Here is a 14,902-nt window from a genome sequence, read left to right on the forward strand (position 1 = left end):
CCGGCCCGCGGGCCGCACGAGAGGACACTTCATGACCATCGTCAACGGTGGCGAGCTCGCCGCCGCCGCGCTGCGGACCAACGACGTGGACGTCGTGTTCGCCCTGCACGGCGGACACCTGGACTCGCTGTTGTTCGGCCTCCTCGACGAGAAGATCCGGATCGTCGACGTCCGGCACGAGGCCGCGGCCGTGCACGCCGCCGACGGGTACGCGCGGTCGACCGGCAGGCTCGGCGTCTCCGTCGTCACGTCCGGGCCCGGCGTGACCAACGCGGTGACCGGCGTGGCCGTGGCCGAGGTGGACAGCAGCCCGCAGCTGGTCATCGCCGGCGCGCCGCCGCTGCGCGACGAGGGGAGGTACGTGCTGCAGGGCGGCGTCGACCAGGTCGCGCTGATGACCCCGATCACGAAGGCCGCGCTGCGGGTCTCCGACGTGGACCGCATCCCGGAGTTCGTCGACCGCGCCGTCCGGATCGCGACCCGCGGCCGCCCCGGCCCGGTCTTCCTGGAGATCCCGGTGGACGTCATGTTCGACCGGATCGCGGCCGACCGGGTACCGGTCTTCCCCGGGGTGCGCAGGCCGGAGAGCGGGGCCCCCACGGCGGCGCAGGCCGCGGAGATCGCCGAGGCGCTCGAGCGGGCCGCCCGACCGGTCGTCCTCGCGGGCCACGGTCTGCTGTTCGACGCGGCGGACGCGGCCGTCGCCCGGCTGGCCGAGCAGTTCTCGGTGCCGGTCTACGGCAACAGCCGCGCACGCGGTGTGCTGCCCTACGACCACCCGCTCAACTGCGGCAACGTCGCGGGTCTCGGCGGGGTCGGAGCGCAACCCGACCTCGTGCTGGTCCTGGGCGCGCGGACCTCGCAGATGACCGTGGGCAGGCGCGGGGCGGGCGTGCTCGGTCCGGACACGCGGATCATCCAGGTGGACGCGAACCCCGAGGAGGCGGGCCGCAACGTACCCGTCGACGTCGCGTTCACCGGCAGCATCCGCGCCGTGGCCGAGGCGGTCTGCGAGACGGGCCGGACGGTGCCGGCGGACCGACGCGGGGACTGGGTGGCGCGCACCAAGAAGACCCTGTACTCGCTGGCCCCGTTCGAGGCCGAGGCCACCGAGCACGAGGCGACCCGGGGGGACCGGGGCATCCACCCGTACTGGTTCGGCCGGGCCGTCGCGGACAACGTGGCCGAGGACGCGATCATCGTCGGGGACGGCAGCGAGGCCTACCACTGGGTCGAGCCGATCGCGCGGACCGCGGCGCTCGGCCGCTGGCAGGGCCACGGCTACTTCGGGTGCCTCGGCATCGGCAGCCCGTTCGCGATCGGCGCTCAGGTCGCCCACCCCGGCGTCCAGGTCGTCCAGGTCGTCGGCGACGGCTCGGTGGGTTTCAACGTGCAGGAGTTCGACACGATGGTGCGGCACGGCCTGCCGGTCGTCACGTTCGTGAACAGCAACTGCGCCTGGGGCATCTCGGCGCACAGCCAGGACGCGCTCGCCGGGCGGCGGGTGGTCTCGGACCTGCCGCTGACGAACTTCCACGAGGTCATGCGAGCCTTCGGCGGGTACGGCGAGCTGGTCACCGAGACCGCCGAGCTCGGCCCCGCGTTCCGTCGGGCCGTCGAGTCGGGGCTGCCCGCGTGCCTCAACGTCGTGACCGACCCGGAGGTCGTCTCGCCCCGGGTCCGGCTGACCAACGCGGCGATGGCCACCAGTGTCGGTCTGCGCCCCGAGGACCGGGACGCACCGGAGGGCAGGCCGATCGCGGTGCCCTACTACGAGCCGCTGGAGCGCTGACCGCAGAATGCGGTTCGAGGAGAGGAGGAGCCGGTGAGCAGGTTCCTGGGCGAGGTGCGGCAGGTCGGCTACGTCGTGCCGGACATCGAGGCGTCCATGCGGCACTGGTCGGTGAACCTGGGGGTCGGCCCGTGGTTCTACAAGTACGACATCGGCCTGACCGAGTTCACCTACTACGGCAGGCCCGTGACCCCGCCGGTGGTGTCCATCGCGATCGCCAACTCGGGGCCGTTCCAGGTCGAGTTGGTCCAGCCGCGCGACGACGCGCCGTCGGCCTGGGCCGACTCGCTGCGGGCCGGGCCCGGCCCGCAGCACGTCGCGTTCTGGCACGACGACGTGACGGTGCTGCGGGACCGCCTGCTCGACCGCGGGTACGTCGAGGCCCATGCGGGCCGGGCAGGCACCAGGGGTGGGTTCTCCTACCTGGTCCACCCGCAGGACCAAGGCAACGTGATCGAGGTGTCGGAGACCGGCGGGGGGAAGGCCGAGTACTTCGCCCGCATCGCGGCGGCGTCCGTGGGCTGGGACGGCGCCGACCCGGTCCGCAGGCAGGACGTCACCCCGACGGTGCGTGGACGATGACCCCGGACGACCTGGGCCACCGCGCCCCGCGCCAGCTCGAGGGCCGGGTGGCCCTGGTGGTGGGCGCGGGCAACGCGGGCACGGGCATCGGCAACGGGCGGGCCACCGCGATCGCGTTCGCCCGCGAGGGCGCCGCCGTGGTGGTGTGCGCGGACCGCGACGCCGACGCCGCGGCGCACACCGCCGCGATGATCGCCGGCGAGGGGCACACCGCGGAGGCGGTCCGGCTCGACGTGACCGCCCAGCCCGAGGTGCGGGCCCTGGTGGAGCGGATCGTCAGCCACCACGGGCGACTGGACGTCCTCCACAACAACGTGGGCTTCGCCGCGCCCGGCGGGGTCGTCGACGTCGACCTCGACCGGTGGGACGCGGTCATGGACGCCAACCTCCGCGGGGCGCTGTTGACCATGCGCCACGCCATCCCGGTGATGGTCGCGGGCGGTGGTGGGTCGGTGGTCAACATCTCCTCGACCGCGGGCCTGCGCTACACCGGCGTACCGTACGCGGCGTACTACGCCAGCAAGGCGGCGTTGAGCCATCTCACCCGCACCACCGCCGTCGAGTTCGCCGCGCGGGGGGTGCGAATCAACTCGATCGCCCCGGGCATGATGCGCACACCGATGGTCGAACGGGGCACCACGGTGGCGCGCTACGGCGGGGACACCGACGCGATGTGGGCGGACCGGAACCGGAAGGTGCCGATGGGGCGCCAGGGCACGCCCTGGGACGTCGCCGACGCCGCGGTGTTCCTGGCGGGTGACCGCTCGCGCTACGTCACGGGCATCGAGCTGGTCGTCGACGGCGGGGTCACCCTCGGATACGGTCTTCGTGACCACGAGGCGCGGACGTGACCGCGCCGGCAGCACAGGAGCACCGCCGGTCGCGCCGCCGTCCGGGGTGGACACGGAGGTCCTCCGCCCATGGCTGACGCCACGACCGAGCGCAACCCCCTGCCCGACACCTCGGCGGGCACCGCGCCCGGCCGGGGCCGGCTGCGCGGCAGGCGCGTGCTCGTCGTCGGTGGGGGACAGCAGGTGTTCGACGCCGCCACCGACCCGATCGGCAACGGCCGGGCCACCTCGCTGCTGTGTGCCCGGGAGGGTGCGGGCGTCGTCGTCGCCGACCGGCTGCTCGACAGCGCCGAGGCCACCGTGGACGCGGCGCGTGCCGACGCTCCGGCGGGCCCGGTCGCGGCCGTGCGGGCGGACGTCTGCGACCCCGGCGACATCGGCGCGATGGTGGACCGGGCGGCCGAGCTCCTCGGCGGGCTGGACGGCGTCGTCTACAACGTCGGCATCGGGGTCGGGGCACTCGACCTGGCCGGCGTCGACCCGGCGGAGTGGGACCGCACGTTCGCGGTGAACGTGCGTGGCGCGGCGCTGACCGCCCGGGCCGCCTTCCCCCGGATGACCTCAGGCGGCGCGATGGTGCTGCTCTCCTCGGTGGCCGCGGTGCGGCCGTCGAGCAGGCTTGTCGCCTACGGGGCCTCGAAGGCCGCGCTGGCGGGCCTGCAGCCGTACCTGGTCACCGAGGGTGCGGCCACCGGGATCCGGGTCAACACCGTGATGCCCGGGCTCGTCGACACCCCGAACGGACGGGCGGCGGGCGCGGGCAGGCCGGACCGGGCGGCCACGGCGATCCCGTTGGGACGCATGGCCACCGGCTGGGACATCGGCTACGCCGCGCTGTTCCTGCTGTCCGACGAGTCCGCCTACGTGACCGGCCAGACCCTGACCGTCGACGGCGGTCGGACCAGCGTCTGAGCGCGGTCCGCACGAGAGGAAGACATGACCCACACCGACGTGTCCGCAGCGGACGTCGAGCTCATCCGTCGCCAGGTGCGCGACTTCGTCCGCCACGACGTCGTGCCGCGCGAGCTCGAGATCATGAACGGCGACCGGATCCCCGACGACCTGCGGGCGACCGCCGCCGCGATGGGCCTGTTCGGGTACGCGATCCCGGCCGAGTGGGGCGGGTTGGGCCTGGACCTCGCCCAGGACGTCGAGCTGGCCATGGAGCTCGGCTACACGACACTCGCGCTGCGCTCGATGTTCGGGACGAACAACGGGATCGCGGGCCAGGTCCTGGTCGGGTTCGGCACCGACGAGCAGCGCGAGGCGTGGCTCGGGCGCATCGCGAGCGGTGAGGTCGTGGCCGCCTTCGCGCTGACCGAGCCGGGCGCCGGGTCGAATCCCGCCGGGCTGCGCACCCGCGCTCGCCGCCGGGGCTCGGACTGGGTGCTCGACGGGCAGAAGCAGTTCATCACCAACGCCACGATCGCCGAGCTGTTCGTGGTGTTCGCCCGGGTCGCCGACCCGAGTCCGGGTGATCCGGGGATCGCGGTGTTCCTGGTGCCCGCGGACGCGGCGGGGGTGACCGTCGGGCCCAAGGACGTGAAGATGGGCCAGGAGGGCTCGTCGACTGCGGCGGTCACCTTCCAGGGGGTCGCCGTCCCGGCGGACGCGCTGGTCGGCGGGGAGGTGGCCCGCGGCTACCGGGCGGCCATGTCGTCGCTGGCCCGGGGGCGGGTGCACATCGCGGCGCTCGCGGTCGGCACGGCTCAGCGCGCGCTCGACGAGTCGGTCGCCCACGCCGCGCAGAGCACTCAGGGTGGCGCCCGGATCGGAGACTTCCAGCTGGTCCAGGCGATGCTCGCCGACCAGCAGACCGGTGTCCTGGCCGGCCGTGCGATGGTCCGAGAGACCGCGCGCTCGTTCGTCAGCGGGGAAGACCGGCGGATCGCCCCGTCGGCGGCCAAGCTGTTCTGCACCGAGATGGTCGGGCGGGTCGCCGACCTGGCGGTGCAGGTGCACGGAGGTGCGGGGTACATGCGGGAGGTCGCGGTCGAGCGGATCTACCGCGACGTCCGGCTGCTGCGGCTGTACGAGGGCACCAGTGAGATCCAGCGATTGATCGTCGGTGGCGCACTGGTGCGCGCGGCGGGGGTCCGGTGAGCGGCGACCTGCCACTGGACGGGGTCGCGGTCGTCGCGCTGGAGCAGGCCGTGGCCGGCCCGCTCGCCAGCCGTCACCTCGCGGACCTCGGCGCTCGGGTGATCAAGCTCGAGCGTCCGGGGGAGGGGGACTTCGCCCGCTCCTACGACGCCGAGGTGCGGGGCCTGGCGACCCACTTCGTCTGGCTCAACCGCGGCAAGGAGTCGATCGAGGTCGACCTGAGGTCCGGGACGGGCCGCGAGGTCGTCGAACGGCTGCTCGCCCGGGCGGACGTGTTCCTGCACAACACCGCCCCCGGCGTGCTGGACCGGCTCGGGCTGGGCGTGGAGAGCCTGGCCGCTGCGCACCCGCGGCTGGTCGTGGTGACCATCTCCGGGTACGGCGGCGGCGGGCCGCGCCGCGACCGCAAGGCCTACGACATGCTCGTGCAGGCCGAGTCCGGGATGGTGTCGGTGACCGGCACCCCTGACGCGCCCGCCAAGACGGGAGTGCCCAACGCCGACATCGCGGCCGGGCTGTACGCGACGACGTCGGTGCTCAGCGCCCTGTTCCGCCGGGAGCGCACCGGCCGCGGCGCGGTGGTGGAGGTGTCCATGTTCGACTCGGCGGTCGAGTGGATGGGTCACCCGCTCTACATGCACCTCTACGGCGGGCGGCAGGTCCCGCGGCTGGGGCTGAGCCACGCGGCCATCGCCCCCTACGACGCCTATCCGACGGCCGACGGCGAGATCCTGATCGGCGTGCAGAACGACCGCGGCTGGCGGGCGCTGATGGGGGACGTCTTCGCCGACGAGTCCGCGGTGGCCGATCCCCGCCTCGCCACGAACATCGCGCGGGTGCGTCACCGCGCGGAGTGCGACGCCCGGGTGGCCGCGCACACCCGGCGGTGGTCCACCGCCGCGCTGGACGAACGGCTCGCCGCGGCCGGTGTGCCTGCCGCGCAGGTCAACGACCTCGCTGCGGTCGCCGTGCACCCGCAGCTCGCGGAGCGCGACCGATGGCGGACCGTGCACACCCCGGTGGGCGAGATCCGGGGCGTGCTGCCACCGATGACCTTCCGCGACGTCGAGCTGCCGATGGGGGCGGTCCCGGCGCTCGGCCAGCACACGGCCGCGATCCTGCGGGAGCTCGACCTGCCCGTGCCTGCCGCACCGCCGCGCACGACCGGTCCGCGCTAGACGGGGCGGCTGGGGTCCGGCGCGGCGGCCTCGGACACCCCGGTGCCCGTCTGGAGGTCCACCGTCGAGGTCTCTCTGATCGTGAGGACGGAGACGAGCGACATCACGCACAGCGCCACGAGGTACCAGCCGATGGCCATCGGGTGCCCGGCGCCCTGCAGCGCGGTCGCGATGAGCGGGATCGTCCCGCCGAAGACGACGACCGACATCGAGTAGGCGAATCCCAGGCCGGCCACCCGGGCGTGGGCGGGGAACATCTCGACCATGACCGCGGAGAGGATGGACGTGCCGAAGGCCATGAAGAGCAGGCCCACCGTCTGCACCGTGATCAGCACTCCGACGGCCGGGCTGCTCAGGGACATCAGCGGCACTGCCACGAGCCCGGAGCCGACACAGAAGACGATCAACCACGGCCTGCGCCCGAAGCGGTCCGACAGCGATCCGACGAGGGGCTGGACGGCGATGTAGACGACCAGCGAGACGATCGAGGCGACGAAGGCCACCTGCTGTGATGCGCCGTTGCGGATCTGGAACAGGGTGGTGATGTAGGTTCCCCAGAAGTACTGGCCGCCGGTGATGGCCGCGACCAGGAAGAACAGCTGCAGCGAGTACCTGGGGTATCTGCGGAGCCCTGCGAAGAGTGTGGGACGCGCGGAGCGCTCGTTGATCCCGGCGACGTCGGCGGTCTCGCTGGTGTTCCGGCGGATCCACCAGCCCACGACCGCGAGCACTGCGCCGAGGACGAACGGGACCCGCCAGCCGAAGTCGTACATCTGCTCCTTGTCCAGGAACAGCGACAGCAGCGCGATGATCCCGAGGGTCAGCAGCTTGCTGGAGCTGGACGCCACGAACATGAAGCTGGAGAACAGCCCGCGCCTGCCGGGTGGCGCCGACTCGATGAGGAACGCGGAGGCGGACGGGTACTCCCCACCGGCGGAGAAGCCCTGCAACAGCCGAGCGACCACCAGGATGACCGGAGCGAGGGCGCCCGCCTGGGCATAGGTCGGGCACAGTCCGAGCAGCAGACTGCCCACGGCCATCATCGACATGGTCATGACCACGGCGGGCTTGCGGCCGTAGCGGTCCGCGTACACGCCGATGATCAGTGAACCGACCGGGCGGGCGAGGAAGCCCACGGCGAACGTGCCGAACGCCTCGAGTAGGGAGCCGATCCCTTCCTCGCCGCCGAATATCTGCGCCGCGAAGTAGACGGCCAGGTACTGATAGGCGAGGAAGTCGAACCACTCGAGGGTGTGTCCGAAGGTGGCGGCCCGGAGCTGGCGTCCGGGTCGGAACCGCTCGTGCGTGCCTGATGATCGATCGTGCGCCATGCTCCGAACTCCCTCGTCGTTGATGGCAGTCGAACAGGTCGCCCGGTGGTCCGTCCGGCTGCGCCCCAGCGAGCGGCCCGGCCTTCCGACAGCGTGGGCGGGCCGTCCACGACGGCCTGCTCGGCGTCGAGGTCGTCGTCGACCGCGACGGCGCGGCGGCGACGGGGGCGGGATGGACCGACGGCAGGTGGTGGAGCACCCGGCGACCGGACGCGAGGAGCGTGTCATCGGTTCCGGCTATCAAGCAAGGTTCTGTTGAGAGCAGCTTCCTATCAGTGTGAGAGCGCAGAAGAATGGATCGATCAGTCGTAGAGCAGCGCGGGTGACGGGCTCGGAGTGGGCAGCAGTCGTTTCGCGATCTCCACCACGGCGGGCAGGGCGCTGTTGGTGCTCCGTCCGTTCCAGGCGAAGACCGCCGCGAGCATCGGCAGCCTTCCGGTGAGTGGTCGGAAGCACACGCCGGGCAACGAGATCTGCTCGACGCTGGACACCGTGATCGTCACGCCCACACCCGCGGCGACGAGACTGAGGATCGCGAAGGTATCGGGCGCCTCGTGCAGTACGCGCGGGGAGAAACCATGCTGTGCGGCGATGTGCATCGTGGCCTCCCGTACCGGCGAGCCCGCGACGGCGGGGAACGTGATGAACGTCTGCTCGGCGAGGTCCTCGAAGGTCAAGGCCTCCCGGACGGCGAGCGGATGATCGGTGGGGAGTGCCGCGACGAGCGCCTCGTAGTCGAACACGTGCCAGTCCAGCGACCGCTCGCGCAGCGGGAGGCGCGCCATGCCGAGGTCGAGAGCGCCGTACAGGATCTGTCCGACCATCGCGCCACCGAAGGTCCGCCCGCGCAGCGCGAGCTCGATGCCCGGCTGTTCTCGACGGACGGCCCGCAGGAGCAGCGGAAGTGCCTTGCGGCTGCTGATGCTGGAGAACCCCAGGGAGACCTTGCCGGTGACGCCCGTGGTGCCGTAGACGGCGGCTCGCCGGGCCAGGTCCACGTCGTCGAGGACCGCGCGCGCGGGGTCGAGGAACGCCTGGCCCGCCGCGGTCAGAGACACCGACCGGGTGCTCCGCTCGAACAGCCGGACACCCAGGTCCTTCTCCAGCTGCTGGATCTGCTGGCTGACGGGCGGCTGGGCCATGTTGAGCCGGGCAGCCGCCCGGCCGAAGTGCAGTTCCTCGGCGACCGCGAGGAACGTGCGGAGATGGCGCAACTCCACGGTGCCCCCGATTGATAGTGGATCGTGGTAAAGCGAAGAACGAATTGATATTAGTCGGCGATGGATATCTCGTGCAACGATCGCTCTCGACGGAGCCCGAGCATCGACGCGGACGGGAGACACGACATGCGGATTCGCAAGATCGTCACCATCACCGAGGAGACCCGGAGCGAGGGTTTCCGGGACGCCGAGCGGCCGGTCAGGATCGCCTCGGCGATGGCAGTGATTCACAACCCCATGGCCGGACGGTTCGTGCAGGACCTGCTCCCGCTGGTCGACGAGTACGCGGACGCGCTCGGCGTGCTGCTGCCGACCCGGGCCATCGAGGCGCTGGGACGCAAGGCCGACGAGGTCGAGGCCTTCGGCAAGGGCGCGATCGTCGGGCTCGACGGTGAGATCGAGCACGCCTCCGCGATCATCCACACGATGCGCTTCGGGACCCCGTTCCGCCGGATCTGCGCTGACGCGACGACGCTGCTCACCGCCTGCGAGAAGCGGTCCGCTGCGGGGTCGACACTCGACATCCCGCTCAAGCACGTGCGGGAGGAGAAGACCCGGTCGCACTACCTGTCCCACGAGGTGCGGATCGCGGACGCGCCCCGACCGGACGAGATCCTCGTCGTGGCGACGGTGGCCGACGGCGGGCGTGTCCACCCCCGCAGCGGGTCGCTGGGCAATGAGCTGCGATGACCCGGCCGGATGCGGTCGACGGCGGGCCGGCGACAGGACGGTGCAACCGACCCGTGTCACACGACGTCGTCGTCGTCGGGGCGGGGTTCGGGGGCCTCATCGCGACCGCGCGGTTCCGGCGCATGGGCCTGGACACGGTGTGCCTGGACGCCGGCGAGGGCCCGGGCGGGGTGTGGACGCGCAACCGGTACCCGGGCGCTCGGGTCGACTCGAGCAGCTTGTACTACACGCTCTCCCACGACCGCGATGTCTACGCGGGGTGGTCGCCGGACGAGCTCTACGCCGATGCCGCCGAGATGCGGCGCTACTTCGACTGGGTGGTGCCGGAGCTGGGGGTGGCCGACCTGGTCCGGCACGGGGTCACCCTCACCGCGGCCCGGTTCGACACGGCGCGGGCGCACTGGGACCTGCGGACCGCGGACGGTGAGGAGCTCACCACACGCTACCTCGTGCTGGCGGTCGGCAGCCTCACCGTTCCGAACGGGCTCGACCTCCCCGGTGCCGAGCTGTTCGGCGGCCGAGTGGTGCACACCAGTGCCTGGCCGCGCGACGACGTCCCGGAACGGTTCGGGCGTGTCGGGGTGGTCGGTACGGGGTCCAGCGGGGTGCAGGTGATCACCGAGCTCGGTCGCGTCGCCGAGCGGCTGACGGTGTTCCAGCGCACTCCGCAGTACTCGCTGCCACTCGGCAACCGGCCCCTCGCCCCCGACGAGCGCGCCGAGGTCGCCCGGCGCTACGACGACGTCCGGCGCGCCGTGTTCGCCTCCGAGCGCGGCCGCCCGCTCCCCTCGCACCGTGCACGGCTCGCCGACCTGTCCTACCCGGAGCAGCAGCGACAGCTCGAGGCGAAGTGGCGGGAGGGTGGCTCGGCGATCCTCGACTCGTTCACCGACCTGCTCACCGATCCGGCGGCCAACGACGTGTTCTCCGAGTTCGTCCGAGGCCGGATCCGTGCCACGGTCGACGACCCACGGACGGCGGAGATGCTGGTGCCCCGGTACGGGATCGGCGCCAAGCGGGTCGTGCGCGACTCCGGCTTCTACGAAACGTTCAACCGTCCGAACGTCGAGCTCGTCTCGGTCCGCGAGGACCCTATCGTCGGGCTGGACCGGACCGGGCTGACGACCGAGCGCAGGCACGTCGACCTCGACCTACTGGTCCTGGCGACCGGGTTCGACGCGATGACCGGGCCCCTGTTCGCCATCGACGTCGTCGGCCGCGAGGGCGACACCCTGCGTGAGCACTGGGACTCCGGACGGGCCATCGCCACGATGGGGGGCCTGATGGCGGACGGCTTCCCCAATCTCTTCCTGATCGGTGGGGTGCAGACCCCCGCGGTGCACGTCAGCGTGCCGGCGCTCAACGAGTTCATGGTGGAGAAGGCGAGCGAGGTCGTCGCGTTCGCCGAGACACACGGCATCGCCACGATGGAGCCGGGCCGCGAGCTGTGCACACGGTGGGCCGCCACCGTCGACGAGGTCGGTCGGAGCTCGATCGTCGCCACGGTCGACAGCTGGTACAACGGTGGGAACGTACCCGGCAAGCCGCGCTCGTTCCTCACCTACCTCGGCGGGTTCGTCCGCTTCCAGGAGTTCCTTCGAGAGGTGTCGCCCGCGGATCTGGCGGATGGCCGAACCGCGGGCGAGCCGGTCGGGGTGCACGCCCGTGGGTACTGAGCGGGAACCGGCAGTCCTCCACCCGGAGATCACCGCTGTGTTCGACCGGGACCCGGGGCTGCGCACCCGACTGCGCGTCTCGCCGCGGGTCGGCTTCGGAGGAGCGGTACGCAGCGAGGATCTCGCGACGGCCGCCGGGACCCGGATCCGGTCCTACCGACCGGAGGGCACCGACCTCCCACGACACTGTCTCGTGTTCGCGCACGGCGGCGGCTGGACCCGAGGCGACCTCGACACCCAGGACCACCTGGTGCGGTCCGTGTCGGAGGCGGCGGGATGCCTGGCGCTGTCCGTCGACTACCGACTGGCCCCGACCCACCACCACCCGGCCCCGTTGCTCGACCTCGCCGACGCCGTCGACCACGCCGCAACGCTCTTGGCCGACGGCGCGGTCGGCGGGCAGGTCGTCGTCGCGGGGGCGAGTGCGGGAGGGCACCTGACCGCCACCACCCTCCTGCGGCTGCCCGCGGCTGCCCGAGGCGCGGTCGGGGGGATGGTGCTGCTCTATCCCAAGACCGACCTCACCGACGACGGCGAGCGCCATCCGTCCCTGCGCCGCTTCGACGGCCGGTACGGACTGTCGCGCCCCTACGGGCACGAGGCCTATCTCGGCCCCGCGCAGCGGCACGCGGTCGAGGCGTCCCCGATCCATGCCGTCGGGTTCGAGGGGATGCCGCGCACACTCGTCGTCACGGCGGAGCTCGACCCGTTCCGGGACGAGGGGGAGGAGTTCGCGCGCCTCCTCGACCAGGCAGGCGTCCCCACCGCGACGATCCGGTTCGGAGGGACCGTCCACGGCTTCCTGACCCATTTCCCCGACTCACTCGACTTCTCCCTGGCGGTCGCCTCGATCGCCTCGTTCATCAGAACCACGAAGGAGCGCAGCGACGATGTCCACAGAGATCCCTCGTGAGCACGACCTGGCGGGGCGGGTCGTCGTCGTCACCGGTGCCGCCGCGGGCCAGGGCCGGGCCGAGGCACTCCTGTTGGCTGCGAGGGGAGCTCGGGTCGTAGCTTGTGACGTCGACGAGCAACGCCTCGCCGAGGTCGGACGAATGGCCGCCGAGTCGGGTCACCGGATGCGCACACAGCAGCTGGACGTGGCGGACGAGAGGGCGTGGGCACGTCTCGTCGCGGACGTCGACGGCGAGTTCGGCGGCCTGTACGGGCTGGTCAACAACGCGGGAGTCGCCGGCCCCGTCAGCGCCGTGCCCGACCTGGCCGTCGAAGACTTCGACGCTCTCGTCGACGTCAACTTCAAGGGGGTCTTCCTCGGGATGAAGCACTGTCTCCCGGTGATGCGTCGCGGTGGACGCGGCAGCATCGTCAACATCGCGTCCTATGCCGCGCACCACGGCGCTCCCGAGCGGTCGGTCTACAGCGCGACGAAGTACGCCGTCCTCGGTCTGACGCGGTCTGCGGCACGGGAGACGGCGGCCTCCGGCGTGCGGGTGAACGCCGTCAGCCCGGGGTCGATCGACACCGAGATGGCCGCGTCGATCGAGGCGGACCGCGGCCTGAGCCGCGCCGAGCGCACCACCGTCATCCCGATGGGCCGGTACGGCAGCTCCGACGAGGTGGCGTCGGTCGTGGCGTTCCTGCTATCGGACGCCGCATCCTACGTCACGGGTCAGACACTGTTGGTCGACGGCGGCAAGTCGGCGTGAGTCGGGGGCGGATCGCACACGTCGCTGTTCTGGGCGCGGGGTCGATCGGGGTCGGGTTCGCGGTGGCGTTCGCCGCCCACGGTGTTCCGGTGGTGCTCTGGGACCCGTTCCCCGAGGCCCTCGACCGCGCCCGCACGGATCTCCACCGTCGCCTGCGGCTGCTGGCGGACCACGGTCTCGCGCCCGGGCAGGCTGCGCCGGTGCGCACGGTCGAATCGGTCGAGGAGGCGGCATCGGACGCCGCTCTGGTCCAGGAGTGCGCCCCCGAGCGCGTCGAGGTCAAACGAGAGCTCCTCGCGGCCGCCGCGACAGTGGTCCCGGCGGTGCCGCTGGCCAGCGCGACCTCGGCGATCCTGCCGAGCCGGATCGCCGAGGGGATGCCCGCCGAGGCCGCGGCCCGGGTCCTCGTGGCACACCCGGCGAACCCGCCCTACCTGCTGCCCGTGGTGGAGCTGGTGCCGGGTCCGACGACCGTCCCGGAGGTCGTCCGGCGCGCCGACGAGGTCTTCCGAGGTGCCGGAATGCATCCGGTCCTGGTGCATCGCGAGGTCGAGGGCTTCGTCCTCAACCGGTTGCAGGGAGCCGTGCTGCGCGAGGCGTACTGCCTCGTGCGTGACGGCGTGGCCTCGGTCGCCGACGTCGACGAGGTGGTGCGAAGCGCCCTCGGTCGGCGGTGGAGCGTGACGGGCCCCTTCGAGACCGCCGACCTGAACACCCGCGGCGGGATCGCCTCGCACGCCGACAAGCTCGGTCCCGCCTACGCGCGGATGGGCGCCGAGCGCGGACAGCACGACCCGTGGACCGCAGAGCTCGTCAGCCGGGTCACCGCCGAGCGTCGAAGGGTCCTACCGCTCGACGACTGGGATCGGCGGGTGCTGTGGCGAGACACGGCCCTCGCGGGGCTCACCGGCCACTGGACCGAGATCCGTCGCGCCGACGACCCCGCCCCGTCCTCCGCAGCACGAGACCAGGAGCGTCCATGAGCGACAGCATCGACAGAACCGTTCTCGTCACCGGTGCCGCCCGCGGGATCGGACTCGCGACGGCCCGGCACCTCGCGGGGCGCGGTGCACGCGTCGTCGGGGTCGACCTCGTCGAACCCGAACCGGGCCACGCCGAGATCTTCACCGCATATGCCGTCCAGGACATCACCGCGGCCGACCGGCTCCCCGGGGTGCTCGACCGACTGGTCGCGGTGGCCGGGCCGCTCGACGGCCTGGTCAACAACGCCGCCTTCGTGCCGCACGGGTCCCTCCTCGACGGGAGGCTCACCGACCTCGACCGGGCGGTGGACGTGGGCGTACGCGCCGCTTACCACCTGGTGCAGCAGGTGGGGAGACGCATGGTGGCGGAGGGGCGGGAGGGGGCGATGGTGAACGTTAGCTCGGTCAACGCCGAGCGCGGGGTGACCGACCTGGCCGCATACTCGATCACCAAGGCGAGCCTGTCGTCACTGACCCGCTCGGCCGCTGTGGAGCTCGCCCGCCACGGGATCCGCTGCAACGCGGTGGCACCTGCGGCCACCCGGACCCCTGGTTCGGAGCGGACCCTCGACGAGGGCGAGGTGACTCGGCGGCTGGCACGGATCCCGCTCGGCCGCTTCGGTCGACCGGAGGAGATCGCCGCGTCGATCGGCTTCCTGCTGTCCGACGCCGCTTCCTTCATCACCGGCCACGTGCTCGCCGTCGACGGTGGCTACCTCGCCTTCGGCACCTGAGGAGAGCTCCCGGAACGGGGTCGCCGCCGCCGCGTGCGGGGCGTCGCCGGTCTGGTCAGGCGGGATCTCGTCGCGCGCGCCGGCGTGGTCTCCGC

Annotated in this window: 14 protein-coding genes; 12 read left to right on the forward strand and 2 right to left on the reverse strand. The window is 72.3% G+C overall.

Going from position 1 to position 14,902, the window contains the following annotated elements:
• The first annotated feature begins 31 nt into the window (after positions 1 to 31).
• The 6 genes from PKE99_RS08785 (at position 32) to PKE99_RS08810 (ending at position 6,506) form a co-directional block, all read left to right on the forward strand.
• Positions 32 to 1,792 carry a thiamine pyrophosphate-binding protein gene (locus tag PKE99_RS08785; protein ID WP_037041092.1) on the forward strand — a complete coding sequence of 587 codons (1,761 nt, stop codon included), beginning with the start codon at positions 32 to 34 and terminating at the stop codon, positions 1,790 to 1,792.
• Between the two features lie 33 nt (positions 1,793 to 1,825).
• Positions 1,826 to 2,374 carry a VOC family protein gene (locus PKE99_RS08790; protein ID WP_037041094.1) on the forward strand — a complete coding sequence of 183 codons (549 nt, stop codon included), beginning with the start codon at positions 1,826 to 1,828 and terminating at the stop codon, positions 2,372 to 2,374.
• The gene (locus PKE99_RS08795; RefSeq protein ID WP_051736820.1) at positions 2,371 to 3,225 is read left to right on the forward strand and encodes an SDR family NAD(P)-dependent oxidoreductase; all 855 of its coding nucleotides are present in this window, start codon (positions 2,371 to 2,373) and stop codon (positions 3,223 to 3,225) included. The genes PKE99_RS08790 and PKE99_RS08795 overlap by 4 nt, the downstream gene beginning before the upstream one ends.
• Before the next feature lie 69 nt (positions 3,226 to 3,294).
• A complete protein-coding gene (locus PKE99_RS08800) occupies positions 3,295 to 4,137 on the forward strand; it encodes an SDR family NAD(P)-dependent oxidoreductase (protein ID WP_037041096.1) in 843 nt (280 codons plus the stop codon).
• A 24-nt stretch (positions 4,138 to 4,161) separates the two neighbouring features.
• Positions 4,162 to 5,328: an acyl-CoA dehydrogenase family protein gene (locus PKE99_RS08805; RefSeq protein WP_037041097.1), complete on the forward strand. Its 1,167-nt coding sequence runs from the start codon at positions 4,162 to 4,164 to the stop codon at positions 5,326 to 5,328.
• A complete protein-coding gene (locus PKE99_RS08810; RefSeq protein ID WP_051736821.1) occupies positions 5,325 to 6,506 on the forward strand; it encodes a CaiB/BaiF CoA transferase family protein in 1,182 nt (393 codons plus the stop codon). The genes PKE99_RS08805 and PKE99_RS08810 overlap by 4 nt, the downstream gene beginning before the upstream one ends.
• On the opposite strand, the gene PKE99_RS08815 is transcribed toward PKE99_RS08810, so the two are convergent.
• Both PKE99_RS08815 and PKE99_RS08820 read right to left on the reverse strand, forming a co-directional pair.
• Entirely contained in the window at positions 6,503 to 7,837 is a 1,335-nt protein-coding gene (locus PKE99_RS08815) for an MFS transporter (protein ID WP_051736822.1), read from the reverse strand. The two genes, PKE99_RS08810 and PKE99_RS08815, sit on opposite strands and share 4 nt — an antisense overlap.
• A gap of 302 nt (positions 7,838 to 8,139) precedes the next feature.
• Positions 8,140 to 9,057 (reverse strand): LysR substrate-binding domain-containing protein, encoded by a 918-nt coding sequence (locus PKE99_RS08820; RefSeq protein ID WP_037041101.1) that lies wholly within the window; start codon positions 9,055 to 9,057, stop codon positions 8,140 to 8,142.
• A gap of 126 nt (positions 9,058 to 9,183) precedes the next feature.
• Here PKE99_RS08820 and PKE99_RS08825 point away from each other — a divergent pair, with 126 nt between their 5' ends.
• Genes PKE99_RS08825 through PKE99_RS08850 form a run of 6 tightly spaced genes read left to right on the forward strand, consistent with a single transcriptional unit; the run spans position 9,184 to position 14,807 of the window.
• Positions 9,184 to 9,747: an amino acid synthesis family protein gene (locus tag PKE99_RS08825; protein WP_037041103.1), complete on the forward strand. Its 564-nt coding sequence runs from the start codon at positions 9,184 to 9,186 to the stop codon at positions 9,745 to 9,747.
• 53 nt (positions 9,748 to 9,800) lie between these two features.
• Positions 9,801 to 11,423 (forward strand): flavin-containing monooxygenase, encoded by a 1,623-nt coding sequence (locus tag PKE99_RS08830; protein ID WP_051736823.1) that lies wholly within the window; start codon positions 9,801 to 9,803, stop codon positions 11,421 to 11,423.
• Complete coding sequence (locus PKE99_RS08835) at positions 11,413 to 12,336, forward strand: alpha/beta hydrolase (RefSeq protein ID WP_197040473.1); 924 nt, start codon at positions 11,413 to 11,415, stop codon at positions 12,334 to 12,336. Before PKE99_RS08830 ends, PKE99_RS08835 begins: the two co-directional genes overlap by 11 nt.
• Positions 12,314 to 13,090 (forward strand): SDR family NAD(P)-dependent oxidoreductase, encoded by a 777-nt coding sequence (locus PKE99_RS08840; protein ID WP_037041106.1) that lies wholly within the window; start codon positions 12,314 to 12,316, stop codon positions 13,088 to 13,090. The genes PKE99_RS08835 and PKE99_RS08840 overlap by 23 nt, the downstream gene beginning before the upstream one ends.
• A complete protein-coding gene (locus PKE99_RS08845; RefSeq protein ID WP_063739652.1) occupies positions 13,087 to 14,073 on the forward strand; it encodes a 3-hydroxyacyl-CoA dehydrogenase in 987 nt (328 codons plus the stop codon). The genes PKE99_RS08840 and PKE99_RS08845 overlap by 4 nt, the downstream gene beginning before the upstream one ends.
• Positions 14,070 to 14,807, forward strand: coding sequence for an SDR family NAD(P)-dependent oxidoreductase (locus tag PKE99_RS08850; protein WP_037041108.1), 738 nt, complete (start codon positions 14,070 to 14,072; stop codon positions 14,805 to 14,807). Before PKE99_RS08845 ends, PKE99_RS08850 begins: the two co-directional genes overlap by 4 nt.
• Positions 14,808 to 14,902: the final 95 nt, after the last annotated feature.

The sequence above is a fragment of the Pseudonocardia halophobica genome (assembly GCF_027922425.1).
In the GTDB taxonomy this organism is placed as follows: domain Bacteria; phylum Actinomycetota; class Actinomycetes; order Mycobacteriales; family Pseudonocardiaceae; genus Pseudonocardia; species Pseudonocardia halophobica.

Coding starts and splice junctions, on each gene's coding strand:
- PKE99_RS08785 (WP_037041092.1), top strand. CDS start 32: ATGACCATCGTCAACGGTGGCGAGCTCGCCGCCGCCGCGCTGCGGACC.
- PKE99_RS08795 (WP_051736820.1), top strand. CDS start 2,371: ATGACCCCGGACGACCTGGGCCACCGCGCCCCGCGCCAGCTCGAGGGC.
- PKE99_RS08800 (WP_037041096.1), top strand. CDS start 3,295: ATGGCTGACGCCACGACCGAGCGCAACCCCCTGCCCGACACCTCGGCG.
- PKE99_RS08805 (WP_037041097.1), top strand. CDS start 4,162: ATGACCCACACCGACGTGTCCGCAGCGGACGTCGAGCTCATCCGTCGC.
- PKE99_RS08815 (WP_051736822.1), bottom strand. CDS start 7,837: ATGGCGCACGATCGATCATCAGGCACGCACGAGCGGTTCCGACCCGGA.
- PKE99_RS08825 (WP_037041103.1), top strand. CDS start 9,184: ATGCGGATTCGCAAGATCGTCACCATCACCGAGGAGACCCGGAGCGAG.
- PKE99_RS08840 (WP_037041106.1), top strand. CDS start 12,314: ATGTCCACAGAGATCCCTCGTGAGCACGACCTGGCGGGGCGGGTCGTC.
- PKE99_RS08850 (WP_037041108.1), top strand. CDS start 14,070: ATGAGCGACAGCATCGACAGAACCGTTCTCGTCACCGGTGCCGCCCGC.